The organism is Croceicoccus mobilis (assembly GCF_001661965.1).
Taxonomy (GTDB): domain Bacteria; phylum Pseudomonadota; class Alphaproteobacteria; order Sphingomonadales; family Sphingomonadaceae; genus Croceicoccus; species Croceicoccus mobilis.
The window spans coordinates 238336-260496 of sequence record NZ_LYWZ01000025.1; the positions used below are offsets into that span (position 1 = coordinate 238336).

At 62.1% G+C, this 22161-nt stretch carries 12 protein-coding genes; 5 read left to right on the plus strand and 7 right to left on the minus strand.

The window, feature by feature from the left end:
* From A9D13_RS15335 to A9D13_RS15345, 3 genes are all read right to left on the minus strand, one after another.
* Entirely contained in the window at window positions 1-1011 is a 1011-nt protein-coding gene (locus A9D13_RS15335; RefSeq protein WP_156522107.1) for a glycosyltransferase family 2 protein, read from the minus strand.
* A gap of 75 nt (window positions 1012-1086) precedes the next feature.
* Entirely contained in the window at window positions 1087-2118 is a 1032-nt protein-coding gene (locus A9D13_RS15340) for a glycosyltransferase family 2 protein (protein ID WP_066775599.1), read from the minus strand.
* 118 nt (window positions 2119-2236) lie between these two features.
* The gene (locus A9D13_RS15345; RefSeq protein WP_082922458.1) at window positions 2237-4420 is read right to left on the minus strand and encodes a GumC family protein; all 2184 of its coding nucleotides are present in this window, start codon (window positions 4418-4420) and stop codon (window positions 2237-2239) included.
* A gap of 688 nt (window positions 4421-5108) precedes the next feature.
* On the opposite strand from A9D13_RS15345, the gene A9D13_RS15350 reads away from it, so the two are divergent.
* Window positions 5109-5552: a MarR family winged helix-turn-helix transcriptional regulator gene (locus A9D13_RS15350; protein ID WP_172808191.1), complete on the plus strand. Its 444-nt coding sequence runs from the start codon at window positions 5109-5111 to the stop codon at window positions 5550-5552.
* 28 nt (window positions 5553-5580) lie between these two features.
* Here A9D13_RS15350 and A9D13_RS15355 read toward each other — a convergent pair whose 3' ends face one another.
* Genes A9D13_RS15355 through A9D13_RS15365 form a run of 3 tightly spaced genes read right to left on the minus strand, consistent with a single transcriptional unit; the run spans window position 5581 to window position 12292 of the window.
* Window positions 5581-8703, minus strand: coding sequence for an efflux RND transporter permease subunit (locus A9D13_RS15355; RefSeq protein ID WP_066775605.1), 3123 nt, complete (start codon window positions 8701-8703; stop codon window positions 5581-5583).
* The gene (locus tag A9D13_RS15360; RefSeq protein ID WP_229665334.1) at window positions 8703-9860 is read right to left on the minus strand and encodes an efflux RND transporter periplasmic adaptor subunit; all 1158 of its coding nucleotides are present in this window, start codon (window positions 9858-9860) and stop codon (window positions 8703-8705) included. The genes A9D13_RS15355 and A9D13_RS15360 overlap by 1 nt, the downstream gene beginning before the upstream one ends.
* Window positions 9861-9898: 38 nt before the next feature.
* Entirely contained in the window at window positions 9899-12292 is a 2394-nt protein-coding gene (locus A9D13_RS15365) for a zinc-dependent metalloprotease (protein WP_066775607.1), read from the minus strand.
* Window positions 12293-12454: 162 nt separating this feature from the next.
* On the opposite strand from A9D13_RS15365, the gene A9D13_RS15370 reads away from it, so the two are divergent.
* The 3 genes from A9D13_RS15370 to A9D13_RS15380 all read left to right on the plus strand — a co-directional run bounded on the left by A9D13_RS15370 (window position 12455) and on the right by A9D13_RS15380 (window position 17810).
* On the plus strand, window positions 12455-12949 hold the full coding sequence (locus tag A9D13_RS15370; protein ID WP_066775872.1) for an Lrp/AsnC family transcriptional regulator: 495 nt from the start codon (window positions 12455-12457) through the stop codon (window positions 12947-12949).
* Window positions 12950-13319: 370 nt separating this feature from the next.
* Window positions 13320-16115 (plus strand): TonB-dependent receptor plug domain-containing protein, encoded by a 2796-nt coding sequence (locus A9D13_RS15375; protein ID WP_229665336.1) that lies wholly within the window; start codon window positions 13320-13322, stop codon window positions 16113-16115.
* A 90-nt stretch (window positions 16116-16205) separates the two neighbouring features.
* The gene (locus tag A9D13_RS15380) at window positions 16206-17810 is read left to right on the plus strand and encodes a peptidase dimerization domain-containing protein (RefSeq protein ID WP_066775614.1); all 1605 of its coding nucleotides are present in this window, start codon (window positions 16206-16208) and stop codon (window positions 17808-17810) included.
* Window positions 17811-17906: 96 nt separating this feature from the next.
* On the opposite strand, the gene A9D13_RS15385 is transcribed toward A9D13_RS15380, so the two are convergent.
* Window positions 17907-18761 carry an eCIS core domain-containing protein gene (locus tag A9D13_RS15385; RefSeq protein ID WP_172808192.1) on the minus strand — a complete coding sequence of 285 codons (855 nt, stop codon included), beginning with the start codon at window positions 18759-18761 and terminating at the stop codon, window positions 17907-17909.
* Between the two features lie 407 nt (window positions 18762-19168).
* On the opposite strand from A9D13_RS15385, the gene A9D13_RS15390 reads away from it, so the two are divergent.
* Window positions 19169-22132 carry a TonB-dependent receptor gene (locus tag A9D13_RS15390; protein WP_308420376.1) on the plus strand — a complete coding sequence of 988 codons (2964 nt, stop codon included), beginning with the start codon at window positions 19169-19171 and terminating at the stop codon, window positions 22130-22132.
* The last annotated feature ends 29 nt before the right edge of the window (window positions 22133-22161 follow it).

A 22161-nucleotide genomic window follows, 5' to 3' on the forward strand; every position in this document is an offset into this window, starting at 1 on the left:
TCAGCGGCTCCCGAAGAGGCGTTTCAGCAGGGCCGAGCGATTGACCGAGGACTGCCGTGACACGGCCAGTTCGCGCCGCTTGGCGTCGGGCAGCGAGAATAGCGCCAGCGCCCACGCGCTGAAGGCAAGCTTGCGCTTGGCGTTCTGCGAACTGGCCGTAAGCGCCCGGATATAGGACAGGACCAGCGACAGCGAAGGCCGCTTGCCGCGCGCGACGTTGGCCAGCATTTCCCATTCCAGCATCTGACCGCCCGTTTCCGCCTGTTTGGCAAGATCGACACGGCCTGAAAGATCGGCGAAATGGACGAGGCGGTTACGCGTGCGGGTCATTTCCCTTTCGATGCCCTCGATGCTCAGCTTGTGTTGCTGGTGCTTGTTCTTGCCGTGTACGCGATATTCGACAAGCGCTTCATCGATGCTGACGACTTCGCCCATTTCCGGGGCGAGGAACAAGGGCACGCCGTCAATGGCGTTTTCGTAATCGTATCCGCTCTGAAGCCCGGCGAGCAGGGCGGTTGCAAAGACATTGCCCGATGTCGGCGGCGAGATCGGCACGCTCCAAACCGCGATGTCATGCAGCATGGCCGCGGAATCATAGCCATCCGGAAAGCTGGGAAACACCGACGGCAAGCGCGCGCCCCCGGCATCGATCGACTGCATGCGGCACTGCACCTTGGTCGGGCTGCTGGCGAGCGCTGCACGGATTTTTGCCGCGAAATCGGGCAAGAGGCGATCATCGGCATCGAGGAAATGGACATAGGGCGTGTCCACCCGCTCCAGACCGGCCAGACAGGCGGAGACCTGCCCGCCGTTTTCGCGCAAGACTGGGGTGAGCCGGTCGCCATAGGATGCGATGATCTCTCGCGAATGGTCGGTCGATCCGTCATCGACCACGATCAGGCGCACAGGCTCCGTCTGCGCCAGCACGCTTTCGATCGCGTCGCGCAGGTAATCAGCGTAATTATAATTGTTTATGACCGTCGTGAACTCGGCCGTCCTCTCCAACGACATATCCTCGCCCCCCAGCCGGGCGTGGACAGCCAGCCCGACATTTTTCTTCGCTTCTGCAAATCGCACGATGTCGGGTTACCGGATGGAGGAAACGGACCTCATCATCGCGCGGCTGCGCAGATAGGTCACGAGGAAACCAGCCCCCCAGGCAAAGTGCATGATCGGTGCCGCAATGATCCCGGCCAGCGCGCAGCGCGACCGGATACGGCTGAAGATCGATAAAGTGCCAAGCGCCACGCCGCCCAGATAGGCGAAGGGCACCAGCAGATACCAGGGGGATGCTAAAGACAGGAAAAGACAAAGGCTGACGATCAGGACCGTCATCGGCGGCAGCAGCTGGCGTAGGCGCAGCTTGCCGCCATGCTTCAACAGGTTGCGTGCACGGCCCGCGCCATAGCGGAAATACTGATTTGCAAGCGCTGCAGGCGTCGCGCGCGGGCTGTAGATGATCGTGGAATCATTGCTGAACCAGATCCGTCCGCCCGCGGCACAAAGGCGGAAGTCGAATTCCGCATCCTCGTTCGCGACAAAGCTTTCGTCATATCCGCCCAGCGATTTGAAGCTGGAAACGGAGAAGAGCGCATGGTGGCCGTGTTCGACCCAGCGCGAATTGCCGCCGATCCGGTGCACGGCCCCGCCCGTACCGATCACGCTGTTCGACACCATGCCGACCGCCCGCTGGAAGCAGGTCTCACCCTCCGCCTTGAGCCGGGTGACAACGCTTTGCGCACCATGGGTGAGCGCGGCGGTAAGCAGCTTGTCGATGAAATCGTCGGGATAGACCGAATGCGCATCGGCGCGAATAAAATATTGCGTATCGGGATCGAGCTGGCGAACGGCAAGATTGATGCCTGCGGCCTGCAATTGTTGCTCGTTATGGATCAGCCGCACCCGGGGATCGCGCAGCGAATATTGCAGCACGATATCGCAGGTCGCATCGCTGCTGCCGCCATCGACGACAATGATTTCGCGGCACCGACCCGAAGACTGGCGCGCCAGCGAATCCAGCGTGGCGAGGATGTGGCGCTCCTCGTTCAATGTCGGGATGATGATGGCCACCATGGTGCTGGCCACGCTTTCATCGAAGACATGCTCAATCTTACCCATGGTGCCTCCGTATCGGCACGCCCGTCGCTATTTTGACGCATACGAACCGGCCCTGCCGCCGGCAGGCAGCGCCATGGGTTCGCTTGGCGAAGATGCGGGGAGGGGGCATGTCCAGAGATCAGTCCGCGTAGTAGCTGTCGTAATTGCCGTGGCTGTGCCCCATCGCCGCACGCGCCGCCTTGCTCGGCTGCGTGAAGGTGAGGATGGCCCCGAGGTTGAGGATCCCGTCCGCCTGCAGCCTGCGCACGGCGGCAGATGCCGATCCGGCCGGCGTGGAATCGGCGAGAATGGAGAAGATCGTCCCGTCGCTCATCGCCGCGATGGTCCGGGCGTCGGCGACGGCCAGGACCGGCGGCGTGTCGATCAGCACGAGGTCGAAACGACCGCGTAAGTCCGAAAGCATGTCGTACATTTCGGGCTGACCCAGGATGTCGAGAGCGCGATTATCGCCTTCGCCCGCGGTCAGCACATACATGCCCGATGCGAAATCGGTGACGACCGCCTCTTCCAGCCGGGCATCGCCCGACAGCACGTCGCCCAGCGACGAACGCGCCTCGATGCCGAGTTCGCGCGTGAGGGCGCGGCGCCTCAGGTCGCAGTCGATCACCAGCACACGGTCACCTGCCATCGCAGCAACGCGGCCAAGGCTCAGCGTCAGGCTGGTCTTGCCTTCACCCGGAACCGCAGAGGTGATCGCATAAATGCCGGTTTTGCCGCGTACGTCGGAGCGGATGGCGCGGCGGATATGGCGCAGCGCCTCGGCATATTTCGACGTGGGGCGCGCGACCACATATTCCCACATGGCCCGTCCGGAACCGGCTTTGCGGATCAGCTTGGGCGTGACCGGGGGCAAAACGCCGCCGCAGCCGACGCCGACCTTTTCCATGACTTCCTGCGGGGAAAGCAGGGGCTGGCCCGACATCTCCCTCCATCCGACCGCGCCAGCGCCGAGGAAGCAGCCGACAAAGGCACCAAGGACGAGAAACAGCGGACGATTGGGGAAGCTTGGCGAGCTGGGTGCCAGCGCCTGCTGTGCGATGGTGCCGGCAGGCAGGGTGCCTTCGCGCTGCTGCCGGGCGAATTGCGCCGCCTGTGACAGTTCCTGATAGGCTTCGCGCTGGTTCTGGGCTTCGCGCTCAAGGCTTTCGGCCGTGACCTGATGGCGCGCATCACTTGCCTGCCGGGCCTGCAGGCCATTCAGGCGCGCGCGCAGCGAAGCCGCACTTGCCGCCGTGGCGCGGGCATCGCTGGCCAGTTTGGATTCGATCCGCTGCGCCTCGGCGCGGATCTGGTTGTCGATGTCGTTGAGCTTCTGGTTCGCCTCGATCGTGGCGGGGTGATTGGGGCCATAGCGGGTAATGACCTCGCCCCGCTCCCGCACGATTTCCGCACGCTGCTTCTGAAGCTCGGTAATGACGCCCGAATTGAGGTTTTCCGAAAGCGCGCCAATACCGCCGCCCGCGATTTCGCTACGTGCCGAGGCGAGTTTTGCCGCGGCCTCTGCCGCCTGCGCCTCTGCCGTGGCGAGCTGCATCGAGATGGGGGCGATCTGCTGCTGGGTCACCGTGCCCGACGTGCCGTCCGAAACGATCCCGCGCGAGGCACGGAAATTCGCCGCGCGCTGCTCCGCATCATCGAGGTTGGCGCGCATGCTGGACATCTGCTCCTCGATGTTCTCCAGCCTGTCGTTCCCGTCCTCGACCGTGCTGGTCGAGCGGATGGCGACATATTGCGCGGCGACCGCATTGGCGACGTCGGCTGCCTTCTGCGGCTCGGCCATCGTGGCCTCGATGGTGACGAGATAGCTCGAACCCTCGCGCTCCACCGTCAGCGCGTCGGTCACGGCGCTGATGGCGGCGTCACGGCGATCATCGGCAGGCGTTTCGGCACCGACCAAGTCAATATCATTGGCAAGGCCAAGTTCGTCGACGACCGCTCCGACGACATCGCGAGAGCGGATCAGCGAGACCTCTGTATTGATCAGCGCCTCGTCCGGCGGGCGATTGTCGCCTTGCGTGATCTGGGCGGTGTTGCGCACACCCGGTTCGATCCTGAGCGACGCCTCTGCCGTATAGCGGTCGGGGAAGACGAAACTGAGCGCGACGAAGAGCGCGGTGACGAGCACCACGATGACTGCGAACATCCGCCAGCGGTGACGCATGCCGCGCACCAGATCGGAAATCGAGATGGAGGGTGTGCCCCCGTCGCCGTGCTGATCGTTCGAGCCGATCCAGCCGCGCAACAGGCTCTTTGGGCTGCGATGTGGCAGCGCGATAGACTGGGCAACTATGCCGTCATTCATGAATCGGACCTGCGTTCCCCTTGCAGTCAGCCACGTTGCTAACTGCGCTATGTTAGCGATTTACCGAATTTTTACCAAGCTCTTCGCGCACGCAGCAAGGGTCAATTTCGTTGCAGCGGGCTTGGACGAACGGTCAATTACGGTCAGAATCTACCCCTTGCGAGGTAACAAACCTGATCAGATCCGTTGGAATTCAATCATTTCGCAGGTGCAGCACGGTCGAGCGAACGATTTGGCCTTGGTGCGTTGAAATGCCTGAAAAAAGCGATGGGTTGGATGGGCAAACCGTTAACATTGGTGGAAATCCTGCCCGAAAGGGGATGCTTTTACGGCTTCGCGGCCATGAACTCATACTCCCGATTTTGAGCGCGAGGGGCGGGAAATCTACACGGTCGGCCCAGATCAACCGCGCGTTAATTGCCTTGCGGTGGAAGATGCCAACAAATGTCAATTATTGGTGGGCTGAAATGGGAGTTTGAGCTAAGGAAAACCCATAGGCAGCCTTCCGAATTTTTTAGTCCCGTGACATCGCATCATAACGAAACGACGACCCGCCCACCATGAATATTGATTGCTCATGCATGCATTTTTCCATTGCTTTCAAATGCGCGAATCCAGCAGCGATTCGCCCTTGCTACGTCATGCTGAACGGAGCGCAGCGATGATTGGGCAGGGCGACGGGCTTCCCATGTCCTGGTTCGATCGCGATGCCTTCATCCGCGAGGATATCGGCTTTACCATGCGGCGGACGTTCAATCGCCTTGTCGACAGGGTAGAGGATGCGCTCAGCGATCATGTCGTAACATCGCATCAGTTCGGCGTGCTGCTGGCACTGTATCACGGGCTGGCCCACACGCCGGGCGAGATTGCGCGTCTGCGCTTTCAATATGGCGGTGCGATCACCTACACGCTCGACAGGCTGGAACAGCGCGGGCTGGTCAAGCGGGCGCGGTCGGAAGATGATCGCCGGGTCATCACCGTTACGCTGACCAAAGAAGGCGAGGCACTGGTGACGGAATGCCTGCCTCTGGTTGAAGCGGCCACTGACAAATTCGCAAGCCCATTGAGCCGCGAGGAGCGCGCCAGCCTGATGGACATGCTGCACCGGCTTGCCGACGCGCCGGGCGAATAGCGCCGTCATCCGTTGCGATCAGGTCCGGTCAGGCCGGGGCGATGCTCTCGCCGCTGTCGCGGATTTCTTCCTCCAGATCGCGGGCAACAGCCTGCGGCGGGCGGGTCTTGCGCGTGAGCCCTGCATAAAGCACCGGCACGAGGAAGATCGTCACGAAAGTCGCCAATGCGACGCCCGCCACCAGCACCACGCCGATCGCGGTGCGCGCACCGGCACCTGCGCCCGTGCTGATCGCCAGCGGGACGCCGCCCATGACTGTCGCAATGGAGGTCATCAGGATCGGCCGAAGGCGGCGGACCGCAGCGCGGCGCGTTGCAGCGAGGAATTCGACCCCTTCGTCGCGCAGCTGATTGGCGAATTCCACGATCAGGATGCCGTTTTTGGCGGCAAGCCCGACGAGCATAACCATGCCGATCTGGCTGAACAGATTGATCGAATTGCCCGTCAGCGCCAGCCCATAGGCACCGCCCGCGATCGCAGGCGGCACGCCCATGATGATGACGAGCGGGTGGACGAAGCTTTCGAACTGCGCGGCCAGCAGCAGATAGATGGTGAGCACGGTAAAGCCGAACACGATCCAGATCGAGGAGCCGGTCTGGCGGAACGTCTGGCTTTCCCCGCGATAGCCGATGGCCAGCACTTCGGGGGAGGAGCGGGCCTGATCCTCAAGGAAGTTCAGCGCCTCGCCCAGCGAATAGCCCGGCGCAAGGCCGCCCTGCAAAGTGATGGCGCGCATCTTGTTGAAACGCCCCAGTTCGCGCGCAGAGGTGGATTCGCGCAGCGAAACGAGGTTCGACAGGGGCACCAGCTCCCCCGTGCGAGATCGGACATAGATGCTGGAGAGGCTGGATTCCCGGTCGCGCTCGGACGCGTCGGCCTGCACGACGACGCGATATTCCTCGCCCCCTTGCGTAAAGGTGGAAACGCGGCGCGACCCCATCAGCGTTTGCAATGCCTGGCTGATCGCGGCGGATGATACGCCCAGATCGCCCGCGCGTTCGCGATTTACGTCGATCAGGATCTGCGGCTTCGATTCCACGTAATCCGCGTCGAGATTGACGAGGCCCGGGTTCTCGGCCGCTGCGGCGAGGATGCGATCGCGCGCGATGGCGAGATCGTCGTAACTGGTGCCCGCGATGACGAAATTGACCGGCTGCCCGCGCCCGCGGCCAAGCGAGGAGCGCACCGTGCCATTGCCGCGCAGGGCCGCCAGTTCGGACAAGCGGGCGTTGATCATCTGCGCCACTTCGGCAGAGCTTTCCTCGCGCTCTTCCCATGGCTTGAGGAAGATGACCATGCGGCCGGCGTTGAAATCCTCCGACGATCCGAAGCTTGCGGGGAAGCGGCTGATGACGCCGCGTATCGGCTTGCCGTCATTGCCGTCGTCGACCATCGGCAGGATCTTGGCCTCGGCTTCCTGACCATAGCCGACCAGCGCGTTGAAGCTGGTCCCCTCGGGGGCGTTCAGGCGGACTTCGACGATGCCGGTATCTTCTGCGGGCACAAGTTCGTTCGGAAGGGTCGAGAATGCCCAGACGGCCATGGCCAGCAAGATCGCGACACCGCCATAGACCGTGAAGGGGCGGGCCATGCACCAGTCGAGCCAGTTGCCATAGCGGCGCTCCACCTTGCCGAAGACGTGATCGATCTTGGCAGGCAGCCCGCCGCGCTCCTCCCGCTTCAGGATTTTGGAGCAGATCATGGGCGTGAGCGAAAGGGCGAGGAAGCCCGACAGTGCGATTGCGGCGATCATCGCCACGGCCAGTTCGCGGAAAAGCAGGCCGGTCTGCCCGGCGATGAACATCACCGGCACGAACACCGCGCACACGACCAATGTCGTCGCCACCACTGCAAAGCCGACTTGCCGCGCGCCGTTGAAGGAGGCGAGGAGGGGGGGTTCGCCTTCCTCTATCCGGTGATGGATGTTTTCGAGGACGACGATGGCATCGTCGACGACAAGGCCGATCGCCAGCACCAAGGCCAGCAGGGTCAGGAGGTTGATCGAAAAACCGAACACCCACAGCACCGCAAAAGTACCCAGAAGGCAGATCGGCACGGTAATCGCCGGAATCAGCGTCGCGCGCCAGCTGCCCAGGAAAAGGAAGATCACAAGGACGACCAGCACCGCGGCCTCTGCCAGCGTGTGATAGACCTTTTCGATGGCGCGTTCGATGAACTGTGAATTGTCCGATCCCGGGATGATGGAGACGCCATCGGGCAGGTCCTTCTTCATCTCCTCGATCGCGTCGCGCGCGCCCTGTGCCACCGACAGCGTGTTGGCGCCCGACTGGCGCACGACGCCAAGGCCGACGCCGGTCTCGCCGTTCAGCTTGAAATTGGAATACAGGTCCTCTGGCGCGAGTTCGATGCGGGCGACATCGCCCAGCCGCACGAGATAGCCATCGGACCCGCGCCCGACGATCAGCGCGGCGAAGTCTTCGGGTGTCACATATTGGCGGTCTACGCGAAGCGTGAGGTTCTGCGCCTCGGATTCGATGCGTCCGGCGGGCAATTCGACATTCTGGTTGCGCAGCGCGGTTTCGATATCGCCCGGCGTCAGGCGGTATGCGGCCAGCCGGTTCATGTCGAGCCAGACCCGCATTGCCGGACGCGACGCGCCGCCGGCAAAGACCTGCGCCACGCCATCGACATTGGAAAGCCGATCGACCAGCACCCGGTCGACGTAATCGCCCAGTTCCAGACGGTCCATCGTATCGGATCTGACAATGAAGAACATGATCGGACTGGCGTCGGAATCGACCTTGCGAACCTCTGGCGGTTCGGCATCGTCAGGCAGGTCGCCCGCCGCGCGCGAAATGCGGTCGCGCACGTCATTGGCAGCGGCGTCGATCTCACGCCCCGGCCTGAATTCGACCGAGATGCTGGAGCGCCCGTCCTGCGATTGCGAGGTGATCGTCTCGATCCCCTCGACCCCTGCCAGCCGGTCCTCGAGGATCTGGGTGATCTGGCTTTCGATCACGCTGGCGCTGGCACCGGTGTAATTGGTGCGCACCGAGATGACGGGTGGGTCGGTATCGGGAAATTCGCGGACCGAGAGATTGAGGAAGCCGACGATCCCGGCGATGGTGATCAGGATCGAAAGCACCGTCGCGACCACCGGCCGCCGGACCGAAAGGTCGGAAAGGAACATCAGCTGTTACCGCCGGCGGCGGCGCCCCGGTCCGGCTCGGCCCTGGCTTTGTCGCCTGGCTGCTTCCCGCCAAGCGTGACCTTCGTGCCTTCGCTGACCTTGATGACACCTTCGGTCACGACCCGCGCGTCGGGTTCGATGCCGGACACCTCGATATAACCTTCGGCGCGCTGGCCGGTGGTTACGGTGGCGCGGTGCGCAGTGTCGTTTTCGTCAAGCACATAGACATAGCGGTCGGACCCGCTGCCGATCACCGACAGTTCGGGCACCGCCAGCGCCTGTCTTTCGCCCAGTTTCAGCTTTACTTCCATCAGCATGCCGGGTTTCAGCCGGGCACCGGGGTTGGGAAGCACCGCGCGCACGGTCACGGCGCGGGTGTTGGGGTCGATCACAGGATCGATGGTGGCGATTCGGCCGGTAAAGCGCGCGCCCGGCCATGCGGCGCTGGTCGCCTCTATGATCTGGCCCGGCTTTATCTGCGACGATGCCTGTTCGGGAAGCGCGAAGTCGAGCTTTATCTGCGAGACGTCGCTGACCGTTGCGATGGGATCGCCCACCGAAACGATGGACCCGGCCGAAATATTGCGCAGCGACACTGCGCCTGAAAACGGCGCGCGGACGGTGCGGTCGGCGATGCGGGCGCGCGCGTCGTCGGCTTCGGCCTTTGCCCGCGCCATGGTGGCGATCTGCGTGTCGAGCTGGGCGCGTGTGGCAAAGCCGCGGTCATTGAGCGTTTCGATACGGTTGAGCTGGGTCCGGGCCTGCTCCATCGTCGCCTCTGCAGCGGCGAGCGCGGCGCGCTCCTGCTCTTGTGAAAGCACCGCGATCAGCTGCCCTTTGCGGACATAGGCGCCATCGTCGAAATACAGGCGCTCGATCTTTTCCGCGACGGGGGCGGAGATCGTCACCTGTTCATTAGCACGGGCCGTACCGACCGCATCGAGTTCATCGACGAAATTGCGCTGCTGGGGTTTTGCCACATCGACCAGCGGCGCCCGCGGCCCCGATGGCGCGTCATCGCCCGAGCCGCAGGCGGCCAGTAGCAGCAGGAAGGACAGCAGGAGCGGCGAGCGCAGCCCGGCCTTGCCGCCACTCAAGGTGAGGCCATTGGCGGCAAAGGGGCGCAGCGGCAGTGATTGCCGCAATTCACGCATCATAGGTCGGCGCTTTCCACTAGACGGATTGGGTCGGGAGGTCAGTCGACGAACCAGCCGGTGTCGCCGCCAATGGGCATGCCGGGTGGTACATCGGGAACCGCCTCCTTTTCACCAACGAGGGCAATCAATCTTTCCCTATCACCAAGCGCGGTCGCCATAAAGCTGGCCCAAGGTGCACCATCGCCCCTGGCGGGCGAAGTAAGCCTCTTGCCGAGACGGGTGAGGTAATCGTCGAGAATGGCCGCGGCACCGGGCGCGGTGTTCTTGTCCATCGCCGCTTCGGCGATGGTGAGCACGGTGCGATAGGCGATGCGGCGCGCAATGGCATTGGGGCGCACGCTCACGACCTTGGCATCCAGCGCGGCGACCAGTTCGGCGGGGCCGGGGATCGAAGGATCGCGGCGATGCTGGTCAAGCATGCGGGTCAGCCGTTCGGGCGCAAGCAGGCTTTCCAGCGGCAGCTGTGCGCCGATATCCGCCGCGACCAGCGGATCGAAGGCGGCAGCGCCTGCATTGGGCATGACCTCGATGTTGAACTGCTGATCGGGCAGGCGCGTCACCGGCGCGGACAGCAGCGGCACCAGCCGGTCGGGCACGGTCAGCGTCTCGTACGAAAGCAGGTCGATCAGCGCGTTCATCGCCGCGGTCTGGGTTGCGCCTGCCACGGGTTTTGGATCGGGATGATTGTCCCCCACCACGGCATATTCGTAATCCATGCCGCCGATCAGCTTGCCTGCGGCTTCCACATCATAGCGGTGCAGCAGCCAGATCGGCACGAATTTGCGCCTGAGGTTCGCCTTGGGTTCACCGGGAAGAAGCGTCTGATAGCCGAAATTGGAAAGCGCGATGTCCCGCACCTTTACCATGTGGTCGAGCGCGGCGATAGGTTCGGGGCCATCGTCCCACATGCTGGCCAGCGCGCTGGGAAGGGCGATGTCGCGCCCGTCGATGTCGGTGGCAAAAGCGACGCCTGCCTCTTTGATCGCAAGCGCTTTTTCCGCCGCGGCGGCATCGGGGTTCACGCCGGGAGCGGGCTGGCCATACAGCCAGTCGACCGAGAAATCGTCCCACGCGCCGCCCGATTTGGCATAGGCGTCGGAAAGGTCGATCTTCCCGTCGGTCAGCTTGATGCGCGGCGGCGGGTAATCCATCACCGTGGTGCGATCCTGCGTGCTGCCCGCGAAATTATGCATGAAGCCGATAGCATGGCCCACTTCATGCGCGCCGAGCTGGCGGATGCGGTCCAATGCGGCGCGAACCGGATCATTGGGACCGCCAGTGCCGTTCTGCGCCGTGCCGACCAGCCCTTCGAAGATCGCGATGTCCTGCCAGACGCGCAGGGCGCCGATGACGACATTGCCCTTGATGATCTCTCCGGTCCGCGGATCGCGAATGCCGCCGCCGTATGACCAGCCGCGGGTCAGGCGGTTGGACCAGTTCACCATGGAATAGCGCACGTCCATCGGATCGGCGCCCTCGGGCAGGACTTCGGCGCGGAAGGCGTCGATGAAGCCGGCCTTTTCAAAGGATTCCTGCCAATAGTTCACACCTTCGACGAGCGCGGTTCGTACAGGTTCGGGCGCTGCAGGGTCGATGTAGAAGACAATCGGCTTCTTGACTGTCGACCGTTCGGCGGTGGGATCGGCCTTCTCCAGCCGGAACTTTGCCGCAAGCTGGATCGCGAGCGGCATGCCAAGGGCGCTGCCATAGTCGTAAACGACCGGCCCGCCCACTGGCGCGCGCGGATCGGCAAGGCGCGGTTCGAAGCCGGGTTCGGGCAGGCGGATGAAGCTGTGGTGGACCACATAGCTGGTCGATTTCGCATCGGGCGCGATCAGCTTCACCTCGCTCCCCGGATTGTCGGAGGTGAAGGTCTGGACCGCATCGATCTCAATATTGTCGGGAAAGGCTTTGAGCGATCCGGCATCGACCGCGCTCTGGCCGGGCGCAAAGCGGAAGCTGCCGCCGCCGCGCTTCAGCGCATCGCCGATGCCGATCACGTCGCTGGCAAGGAACGGCGCCATGTCGACGGTGAGCGATCCGTCCTTGCCGGTGTTCAGGATCGGCAGCATCGCGGGGATGGAAAAGGCAAAGCTTTCCTGCGCGCCGGTTTCGGTTCCGGCATCGCCGCTGGCGCGGAATTTCGGGTTCTCGAACCGCACTGCGACCTTGCCGCCATAACGCTGGAAGCACAGCAGCTGCTCTTCCCCGATCATGCCGCGATCAAGGCGGATGCGGGCCGAGCCAAGACCGCTCCTTAGCGTGCTTGCATATATATAGCAGCCTGCCGAGCCATCGGCGTCGGGTTCGGGCAGGACGAAGCTGACCGTGCCTTTGGCGACATCGACGGCGGTCTTCAGCAGGGGTTCTTCGGCATGTGCGGGTGAAAGGCTTGCGAACATTGCTGCAGATGCGACCAGTGAAAGTCGCATGCCATTCAGATATCGAGTTTTCACAGAGACCCCCACGCGAAATTACCCGCCGCTAGCGTGTTGCGGCGCAACATGAATAGCAGCGGTCTGCTTGCGTTTCCTACCAAAATCGACAAATTTCCCGGATGTTCACACAGGATTCTTGCGCGGGGAACTGAATTCATGACGGAAAACAATTTGCACGGTCTTGATAATACGGACTTTCGAATCCTCAGGGCCTTGGTCGAGGATGGCCGCGCTCCGGACGTCACGCTCGGCGAAAAGGTCAATCTTTCCAGCACGGCGACCGCGCGGCGGCGCAAGATCCTGGAGGATCGCCAGATCATCACGGGATATGCCGCCGACATTGACGCGAGCCTCCTTGGCTATTCGATCAAGGTCCTGGTGCTGATCGAGCTGAGCAGCCAGGCCGAGAACAAGCTGGTGGAATTCGAAAAGGCGGTGCTCGACTGTCCCTCCATGGAATTCTGCAGTTTCATATCGGGCGAGAACGATTTCATGATGCTGATCTCGGTACGCTCCTTCGACGATTACGACCGAATTTATCGCACCGAGCTGTCGAATCTGCCGCATGTGTCCAAGATCCGCACCAGCTTCATGCTGCGCGAGGTCGCGCATCGCCGAATCGCACCTGTCGTGCTGTCGAATACGTTCTGACACTCGAAATGCCCGAAGATTTGGCAAAGAGGATTGGATATCCGGCGCGCTGATCCCGTTTGGCGCTGTATTCCTGCAACGGGCCGTGAATTTTGTATTAATTTAGCCGCAAATCCCCATCGTTTTTGAAATATAAATGTTTCTGACAGGGGGGTTTGTGGTCGAAGATTATTCTAGACCGCAAATGGGACGGACAACCCCCGGGCAAAAGAGTGGGGGAGGATCGACTTTTTCTGACTGATCAGGGAGTTGGTCTATGAATGCAGTTAACGGGCGGATTGCACCGCAATCGTGCAGTAAATTTTCGAGGAACATCCTTCTGGCTGGCGCGGCGAGCGTAAGTTCGCTGATGTTCATGCCGGGAACGGCCATGGCTCAGGATGCCGAGGACGCCGAGGAACCGATCGTGGTCACCGGCTCGCGCATCGTGCGCGACGGTAACGACGCACCGACGCCTGTCAGCGTCATCAGCGCCGAGGAAATCGCGACCGAGGCCCCGGCCAACATCTCCGATTTCGTCAACTCGCTGCCTGCCGTTGCTGGCAGCCAGACGGCGCAGAGCAACTCGGGCAGCCTTTCCAGTTCGAACTCGGGCATCAACGCGCTCAACCTGCGCGAACTGGGCAGCAACCGCACGCTCGTCCTGCTCGATGGTCGCCGCTCGGTTACCTCTTCGGCTGCCGGCCTGGTCGACATCAACACCTTCCCGCAATCGCTGATCAAGCGCGTCGAGGTCGTGACCGGCGGTGCATCGTCGGTGTACGGTTCGGACGCTGTTGCCGGCGTCGTGAACTTCGTGCTCGACCGCGAATACGAAGGGTTCAAGGCCAATTACGAATACGGCATCACCACCTATGGCGACGTGCCCAACCACAAGCTTGAACTGACCGGCGGCACCAGCCTTATGGATGATCGCCTGCATGTCATCGGCAGCGTGGAATATTTCGATCAAACCGGCGTCGACACCATCGATCGCGACTGGAACACGCACACCTTCATCGTCGACAATCCGGACTATGTGATCGGCAACGGACAGCCTGAGCGTATCTGGGGCAGCGGCATTGGTGAGGCTATCCTCTCACCGGGCGGCCTGATCACCAGCGGCCCGTTCAAGGGAACCTATTTCGGCGCCATCAGCCCCACGACCGGCGAAGCTTCGGTCAACCAGTTCGCCTATGGCCAGACCACCGGTCGCTACACCATCGGCGGCGACTATCTGCTCGACGATTACCACTTCGGGTCGAACTCGCTGGCTTCGCATGAGCAGCGCCTTGGCTTCTTCGGCCGTGTCGGTTTCGAAGTGACACCGACGCTCGAAGTGTTTGCGCAGGTGTCGTGGAACCGGTTCAAGGGCCGCAGCTATTACCAGCAGACGCCTTCGTCCGCGACGATCCAGCTTGACAACCCCTATCTGCCGCAGTCGCTGGTGGACGAGGTCAACGCCTATAATCTCGCGAATGGCACTGATATCTCCTCGATCACGATCGGCACTTCCAACGCGGGTATCCCCGCAGCGGGCGGCGCCAATGAACGTACGGTTGAGCGCTATCTCTTTGGTGCCGAAGGCGAATTCGACCTGCTCGGCGGTGTGAACTGGGACGCGTCCTATCAGATGGGTCGCGCCGATCTTGATCAGAACCTGATCAACACCTGGCTCAACTCGCGTCTGGCTGCGATGACCGACGCTGTCGACGACGGGACCGGCAATATCGTTTGCCGTGTCAACATCGATGGCGATGCCACGAATGACCTGCCGGGCTGTGTTCCGATCAATCGGATCGGTATCGGCGGCGTGACGCAGGAAGCGGTCGATTACCTGTTCCAGCTGACCCCGTTCCGTAATCAGGTCATCAAGCAGGACGTGGCAGCGGTCAATTTCTCGATGCCGAACCTGATCGACCTGTGGGCAGGCCCGCTCTCGATCGCTTTCGGCGCCGAATATCGCGAGGAATCGCTGAAGAGCAACCTCGACCCGCTGCAGTACGAAGAGCGCTGGCTTTACGGTAACTACAAGCCCGACAATGGTTCGTTCGATGTGAAGGAAGCCTATGTCGAAGCGATCGTCCCGCTTTTCGACGGGGCCGAATTCAACGGCGCGTTCCGCCTGACCGACTACAGCAGCTCGGGCACAGTGAACACGTGGAAGCTGGGTCTTGTCTGGCAGGTAATCGACGACATCAAGCTGCGCGCGACCTATTCGCGTGACATCCGCGCCGGTAACCTGCTCGACCTGTTCGCAACCGGTACCGCGCGTACCAATGCGATCAGCCGTCCGCTGCTCGATGGCGCGGGCAATGTCACCGGCGCTTCGGTATCCGACCAGTTCGTGCAGAGCGCGACGGGTAACCCGCAGATCGATCCCGAGGTCGCCAAGACGATCGGTATCGGCGCGGTCTTCACCCCGACGTTCATGCCCGGCTTCGCCTTCTCGGCCGACTATTTCAACATCGACCTGAAGGACGCCATCGGCTCGTTGAGCGCTGAACAGGCCGTGCTCTTCTGCTATGAGCAAAAGATCGCGCAGCAGTGCCTCAACATCGAGTACACCGGCGGGCAGCGTTTCAGCACCGGCCAGAACCTCGACATCGCGACGATCGATCTGCCGCTGTTCAACTTTGCCAAGCAGAAGGTCAGCGGCATCGACTTCGAGGCCAACTACCGCACTCCGCTTGGTCCGGGCGACCTGTCGCTTCGTGCCGTGGCCACCCACTACATCGAAAACGTTTCGGACGATGGCCTGAGCTATCCGGTCGATTCCGCAGGCGCGGGTCTGCCCAGCTGGCGCTATCGCCTGTCGGCATCCTATGAATACGAGGGCTTCCGTACCTCGATCGTGGGTCGCGGGTTCGATGATGGCGTGATCAGCAACGACTATGTCGTTTGTACGGTGAACTGCCCGCTGTCCTATCCGGATGCGCGTACGATCAACAACAACTACCGTGCCGGCGCCTTCTATCTCGATACGAACTTCACCTATTCGTTCGATCTGGAAGGGACCAGCGCCCAGTTGCTGTTCGCGGTCAAGAACCTCTTCGACAAGGACCCGTACATCTACGGTGCCGGTTCGGTCGGCGGTAACAATGTCGCGGCTTATCCGCGCACCGATCGCAGCCTGTACGACACGCTGGGTCGTACTTTCCGCCTCGGCTTCCGGGTCGAACTCTGATCCGGGCATGCGCGGAGCCGTCCCCGAAACGGCTCCGCGCACCCTTTTTCAAGTTTTCAAGACAACTGCCAGTCCAAGGATTGCAATTCCATGATTTCACTTCGCCTGCGCCATTTCGCCGCAGCCTGCGCCATCGCCGCCGCCGCCCCCGTGGCGCTAGCGCCGACGGCCGCCCATGCCGAGGCCCCCGTTCCCATGAAGGAAGAGGCCATGGCCGGCGTCGATGCGCGCGCCAAGCTGGTGCAGGAGATGGTCGATTCCATTTTCAGCTTCGCAGAGCCCGGTTTCCAGGAATTCCAGACGATGGAATATGTGACCGCCATCCTCGAAAAGGAGGGGTTCACCATCGAGAAGGGCGCCGCCGGCATCCCCAGCGCGTGGACCGCGACCTGGACCCACGGCAAGGGCGGGCCGAAGATCGCGCTGGGCAGTGACGTCGATGGTCTCCTCGGCCTCAGCCAGAAGCCCGCGACGGGCGGACTTGAGCCGCTGGTCGAAGGCGCGCCGGGCCATGGCGAAGGCCATAACTCCGGCATCCCCGCCATGGTCGCCGCCGCGCTGGCGGTGAAGGACATCATGGTGAAGGACAATATCCCCGGCACGCTGATGATCTGGCCGGGCATCGCCGAGGAGCTGCTGGCGACCAAGGCGTTCTTCGTGCGCGAAGGCATGTTCGAAGGCTATGACGCGTGCATCTTCACCCATGTCTCCAACGGTTTCGGCACCAGCTATGGCCAAAGCGGCGGCAATGGCATGGTCTCGGTCGAATATACGTTCAAGGGCAGCTCCTCGCATGGTGCGGGCGCGCCGTGGGCAGGCCGTAGCGCGCTCGACGGTGTGGAGATCATGGATATCGCGTGGAACTTCCGCCGCGAACATCTCTTTCCGACGCAGCGTTCGCATTATGTCATCACCAATGGCGGCGGGCAGCCCAACATCGTCCCTGACGTGGCATCGGTCTGGTATTATTTCCGCGAACGTGAATTCGATTCGATCCGCAACCTGTATGAAACCGGCAACAAGATCTCTGAAGCGGCGGCAATGGCGACCGACACCACCGTGTCGCACCGGATCCTGGGCTATGCCGCGCCGCAATGGGCGAGCAAGCCGATCGCCGAGGCTGCGCAGAAGAACATCGAGATGGTCGGCATGCCGAAGTGGTCGGCTGCCGACCAGGGCTTTACCAAGGCGATGCAGGAAGCGTTCGACCGCGATCTGAAGCCGCTGGGAACGGAAGTGAACGACCTGCGCGAACCGCCCGAATTCTCACTGGGCGGCGGTTCGGACGACATCGGCGACATCATGTGGGCGCTGCCCACGATTACCATCCGCTTCCCCTCGAACATTCCCAACATGACCGGGCACCACCAGACCGCCGCGCTCGCCATGGCGACGCCGGTCGCGCACAAGGGCGCGGTTGCCGGGGCCAAGGCGGTGGCGCTGACCACGCTCGATCTTCTCACTTCGCCTGATCTGCTGGCCGAAGCGAAGAAATATCGCGAGGAAGTACAGTTTGCCGAAGGACGCAAATATGACCCGGTGCTTACGCCCGAGGACATGCCCGGCATCCATTTGAACAAGGAAATCATGGAGCAGATGCGCCCCAAGATGACCCCGTACTACTACGACCCGTCGAAGTACGATTCCTATCTCGAACAGCTGGGCGTCGACTACGAAAGCTTCGCCGCGAAATAAGTTTCGATCGGGGCGACCCGAGACTGACCGGTTCCCTCGTCCGGGCGGGAAGTGTCCAAGCCACTTCCCGCCCGGTTAATTTCTGGTTCGCCCTCTTCAGTTTTCCTCGTCGGGGTCCGTTTCCGGCTCGGTCGGCAGTTTCGGATGGGTTGGAAGGGCGAAACCGCGCCCCTCGAACAGGGTGTCCTTCACGATCTCGTACTCACCGTTCTTCGTGTCGAAGATCGCGAATTGCACCACGGGGCGCTCGCTTTCGGCGCGCACGTCCGGATTGTCGGCGGCGTCAGGGTGGCAGACCAGCCGCTGCTCGCTGGCGTACCACGCGTCGAGCAGGGCGGCTTCCTTGTCGCGCACGTCCTGTTCGTAATCATTGTTCTTCATTTCCTCGCCGCCAGCATAGCTGGCCGCCGCGCTGGTCGCATATTCGCCGATGTCGAGCCCGGCGGCATATTGCGCGACATGGGCCAGCTCGTGAAAGAACAACCGCTCGTTCAACTGGTCGAGGTTCGAAGGCTCCTTGGGCACGGCGATATAGATGTCGTTCTGGCGGGTGATGCCCAGCACACCGCGGGCAAAGGCGACCTCATTGATGATGTCGTCATTGCGGAATTCTGGATGAAAGCGAACCTTGCGCCAGTCGGCGCTGCCGATCAGATCTTCCTGCTCTTCGAGGAAAGAGATTACGCAGGGGTTCAGCGGGGTGCCATTGCGGCGAAGCCCCGCGATGTCGACAGGGCGCAGCCCTTCTTCGGGCATCGCGTCATATTCGAGCACTGCGTTCTTCGCCGCCGGAGAGATCTTGGGCGTGCCAATGGTGTTGAGCACCCACCACGTGCCTGCCGCACCGCCGATGGCGCCACCAGCCAGACCCAATATTCCCGCACCCGCAATCGCCGTTGCGACGAGCCTGCGTCGTCCTTTTCTTCTGGCTTTGGCGGGTCCGTCTGCCAAGGTTAGGCATCTCCTCTTGCGTGTCGGTAGAGCGTGTCGTGGCTGCGGGTGTTCCCGGCATATCGGCGGGCGGGGCGCATCATGCGTCCTGTCGGCCATTCAAAGGCCGGCAGGGGCCTCGATCGCGTCTCGCCGTCGTCCCGATTTGGCCGGGCTGGCGTTCGCTCCCTTCATGTTCACGGTATAACGCATCGCTGCTTGCGGGTTGCTTAACCCCGTGGGAAGATTGGCATAGAGCAGGCCGCTGGCGCTTGACTCTGCAAAAGAGAACGTTCAAGTGAACGTTCACAACGCGAGCTCGGGATTAATCCGAGTCGCAGTATTTGCAGAACCCGGCACGAGGCCGGGCGCACAGTGCAGGGGAGAGGACTATGGCGCGTAGCTCACGCGTAACTTCGATTCGATTCTTGTCCGGCGCATCCGCTCTGGCTCTGGCGGCGCTTCCCGCTGTCGCCATGGCGCAGGATACGGCCGAGACCCAAAGTGAAGAGGCAACTGCCGGCGATGACGTCATCGTCGTTACCGGCATTCGTGCGTCGCTGCGCGACGCGATGAATATCAAGCGTGACGGGCAGGGCGTTGTCGATGCTATCTCGGCAGAAGACATTGGCAAGTTTCCCGATACCAATCTCGCGGAATCGCTCCAGCGCATCACCGGCGTGTCGATCGACCGCTCCAATGGCGAAGGCTCGACCGTTACGGTTCGCGGCTTCGGTCCGGAATTCAACCTCGTCACGCTGAATGGTCGCCAGATGCCGACCTCGACGCTGGGCGATGGTGCCAGCCCGCCGTCCTCGCGCAGCTTCGACTTTGCCAATCTCGCGTCGGAAGGCGTTGCCGCGGTCGAAGTGTACAAGACTGGCCGCGCCGATGTCCCCTCGGGCGGTATCGGCTCGACCATCAACATCCGCACCCCGCGTCCGCTCGACAAACCCGGTCTTTCGGGCAGCGTCGCGGTCAAGGGCGTGCTCGACAGTTCGCGCAACAGCGGCAATCCGATCACGCCGGAAGTGTCGGGCATCCTGTCCAGCACCTTTGCCGATGACCGCATCGGCATCCTCGTCGCCGGTTCCTACCAGGACCGCAAGGCGAGCGTGAACACGGCGAGCGTCGGCTGGCGCGACGGCTATCTGGGCAGCGAAAACAACTGGGGCAGCCTGGCGCAGGAAGGCAGCGCCGGTTACGACCAGATCACCAACCGTCCCGGCCCTAACGATGTCTATGCCGTTCCGCAGAACGCCAGCTATACGCTGACCGACATCGACCGCGAACGCATCAACGGGCAGGCCGTGCTGCAGTATCAGCCGACCGACACGCTGACTGCGACACTGGACTACACCTTCAGCCAGAACACGGTCGAGGCGCGTTCGAGCGATGTCGGCATCTGGTTCAACTTCGCCAACACCTCCAGCGCATGGACCGATGGTCCGGTGGCGGGCCCGATCTTCTATTCGGAAAACTTCGGCACCGATCCCGCGGGGTGGTCCGACCTGTCTTACTCGGGCGCGCTTGTAGCCAATCGTTCGATCAACAAATCGCTTGGTTTCAACCTCGAATGGGAGCCGACCGACCGCCTCAGCTTCACGCTCGACGCGCATGATTCCAGCGCGGAATCCAAGCCGACGAACAAATACGGCACCTCGGTTTCCGTTGGCACTGCCGTCTTTGGCCTGGCCGAACAGGGCATCAATTTCGAAAACGACCTGCCGGTCATCTATTACACGCCCGGCGACGGCATCGACCCCAACGACCCGGCCGAACGTTTCGCGACCGGGCAGGCGTTCCGCAACGCCTATTTCAAGGACGAGATCCGCCAGGTGCAGATCAGCGGCCGTTACGACGCCGACATGGGCTTCCTGAAAAGCGTGGACTTCGGCGCGACCTATACCGAGAACAAGGTCCGCAGCGCCTATGGCTTCCTTCAGAACGAGACATGGGGCGGCATTCCGGGCGCAGGGCCGGGCGATATTCCGGACGACATCTTTTACGAGATCAGCCTGCCGGACAAGTTCTCCGGCCTGTCGGGTTCGAACGATCCGGCGATGATCCAGAGTTTCTATGGCTTCAATTTCGAAGACATGGTCACGATCCTCGACGATCAGTTCGGCATCTGTGACGCGGCGGCCGTTTCGGGCACCTGCCTTGCGGATTACAACACCGACCGCCGGATCAAGGAAACGACCTGGGCGCCCTATATCCAGTTCAACAACGAATTCGACCTGATGGCGGGCCCGGCCCATGTCATCGCCGGTCTTCGTTACGAGAACACGGATGTCGACAGCTCGGCACTGGTGCCGATCCCCGAAACGATCCGCTGGGTTTCGGTCAATGAATTCGCCATCGACTACGGTCCGGACGATTATTCGCAGCTCAAGGGCGGGTATGATTTCTGGCTGCCCTCGATCGACTTCGATTTCCGTCCGATCGACGATGTGGTGGTCCGCGCTTCCTATAGCCAGACGATCACCCGGCCGAGCTATGCCGACCTTCAGGGCGGCCAGTCGATCGATCCCAATCCGCGTATCGAGAACGGCACCGGTTCGCAGGGCAATCCCGGCCTTCTGCCGTATAAGTCGGAGAATTTCGACGCCTCGGCGGAATGGTACTATGGCCCCTCGAGCTATGTCTCGATTGGCTATTTCCGCAAGAACGTCGAGAACTTCATCGGATCGGGCCGCGCCAATGTCTTCATCGACGGTGTGACCAACCCGGCATCGGGTCCGCGTGTGGAGGCTGCCTATGCGGCGCTGGGCGCGGATGCCCCGCTGACCGAGGTGCGGCAGTACATCTTCGACAATTATCCGGAATCGACGATTGCCACGGGCACCGACACCAATGGCTTCACCACGGGGTCGATCCTGTCGCTGCCCGAAGACGATCCGATGCGCTTCGAGGTTACCCAGCCGGTCAATTCCGACCAGACGGCGACCATCGACGGTCTCGAATTCGCGGTGCAGCACAGCTTCTGGGACACCGGCTTTGGCGTCATCGCGAACTACACCATGGTCAATGGCGATGCGAAATACGACAATACGCAGCCCTATAATGTCACGCAGTTCGCGCTGACGGGCCTGTCGGACAGCGCCAATCTCGTCGGTTTCTACGACAAGGGACCGCTTCAGGCCCGCGTCGCGTGGAACTGGCGCGACAAGTTCCTGGGCGGCACCGGTCCGAACCCGTTCTATGTCGAGGAGTACTGGCAGATCGACGCCAGCGCTTCCTATGAATTCGACATGGGCGTTTCGGTCTTTGTCGAGGCGATCAACCTGACGGGCGAAAGCCGCCGCGGGCATCGCCGTTCGGACAACACCGTCTATTTCGCATCGCCGGGCTTTGCCCGCTATGCGGCAGGCGTTCGCTACAATTTCTAAGCTGGCGACCGCTTGATATGAATTGAGCA

Excerpts from the sequence above, each read along its gene's own strand:
- A9D13_RS15335 (WP_156522107.1), bottom strand. The coding sequence starts at position 1,011 with ATGTCGTTGGAGAGGACGGCCGAGTTCACGACGGTCATAAACAATTAT.
- A9D13_RS15340 (WP_066775599.1), bottom strand. The coding sequence starts at position 2,118 with ATGGGTAAGATTGAGCATGTCTTCGATGAAAGCGTGGCCAGCACCATG.
- A9D13_RS15345 (WP_082922458.1), bottom strand. The coding sequence starts at position 4,420 with ATGAATGACGGCATAGTTGCCCAGTCTATCGCGCTGCCACATCGCAGC.
- A9D13_RS15350 (WP_172808191.1), top strand. The coding sequence starts at position 5,109 with ATGTCCTGGTTCGATCGCGATGCCTTCATCCGCGAGGATATCGGCTTT.
- A9D13_RS15355 (WP_066775605.1), bottom strand. The coding sequence starts at position 8,703 with ATGTTCCTTTCCGACCTTTCGGTCCGGCGGCCGGTGGTCGCGACGGTG.
- A9D13_RS15360 (WP_229665334.1), bottom strand. The coding sequence starts at position 9,860 with ATGATGCGTGAATTGCGGCAATCACTGCCGCTGCGCCCCTTTGCCGCC.
- A9D13_RS15365 (WP_066775607.1), bottom strand. The coding sequence starts at position 12,292 with ATGCGACTTTCACTGGTCGCATCTGCAGCAATGTTCGCAAGCCTTTCA.
- A9D13_RS15370 (WP_066775872.1), top strand. The coding sequence starts at position 12,455 with ATGACGGAAAACAATTTGCACGGTCTTGATAATACGGACTTTCGAATC.
- A9D13_RS15375 (WP_229665336.1), top strand. The coding sequence starts at position 13,320 with ATGGCTCAGGATGCCGAGGACGCCGAGGAACCGATCGTGGTCACCGGC.
- A9D13_RS15380 (WP_066775614.1), top strand. The coding sequence starts at position 16,206 with ATGATTTCACTTCGCCTGCGCCATTTCGCCGCAGCCTGCGCCATCGCC.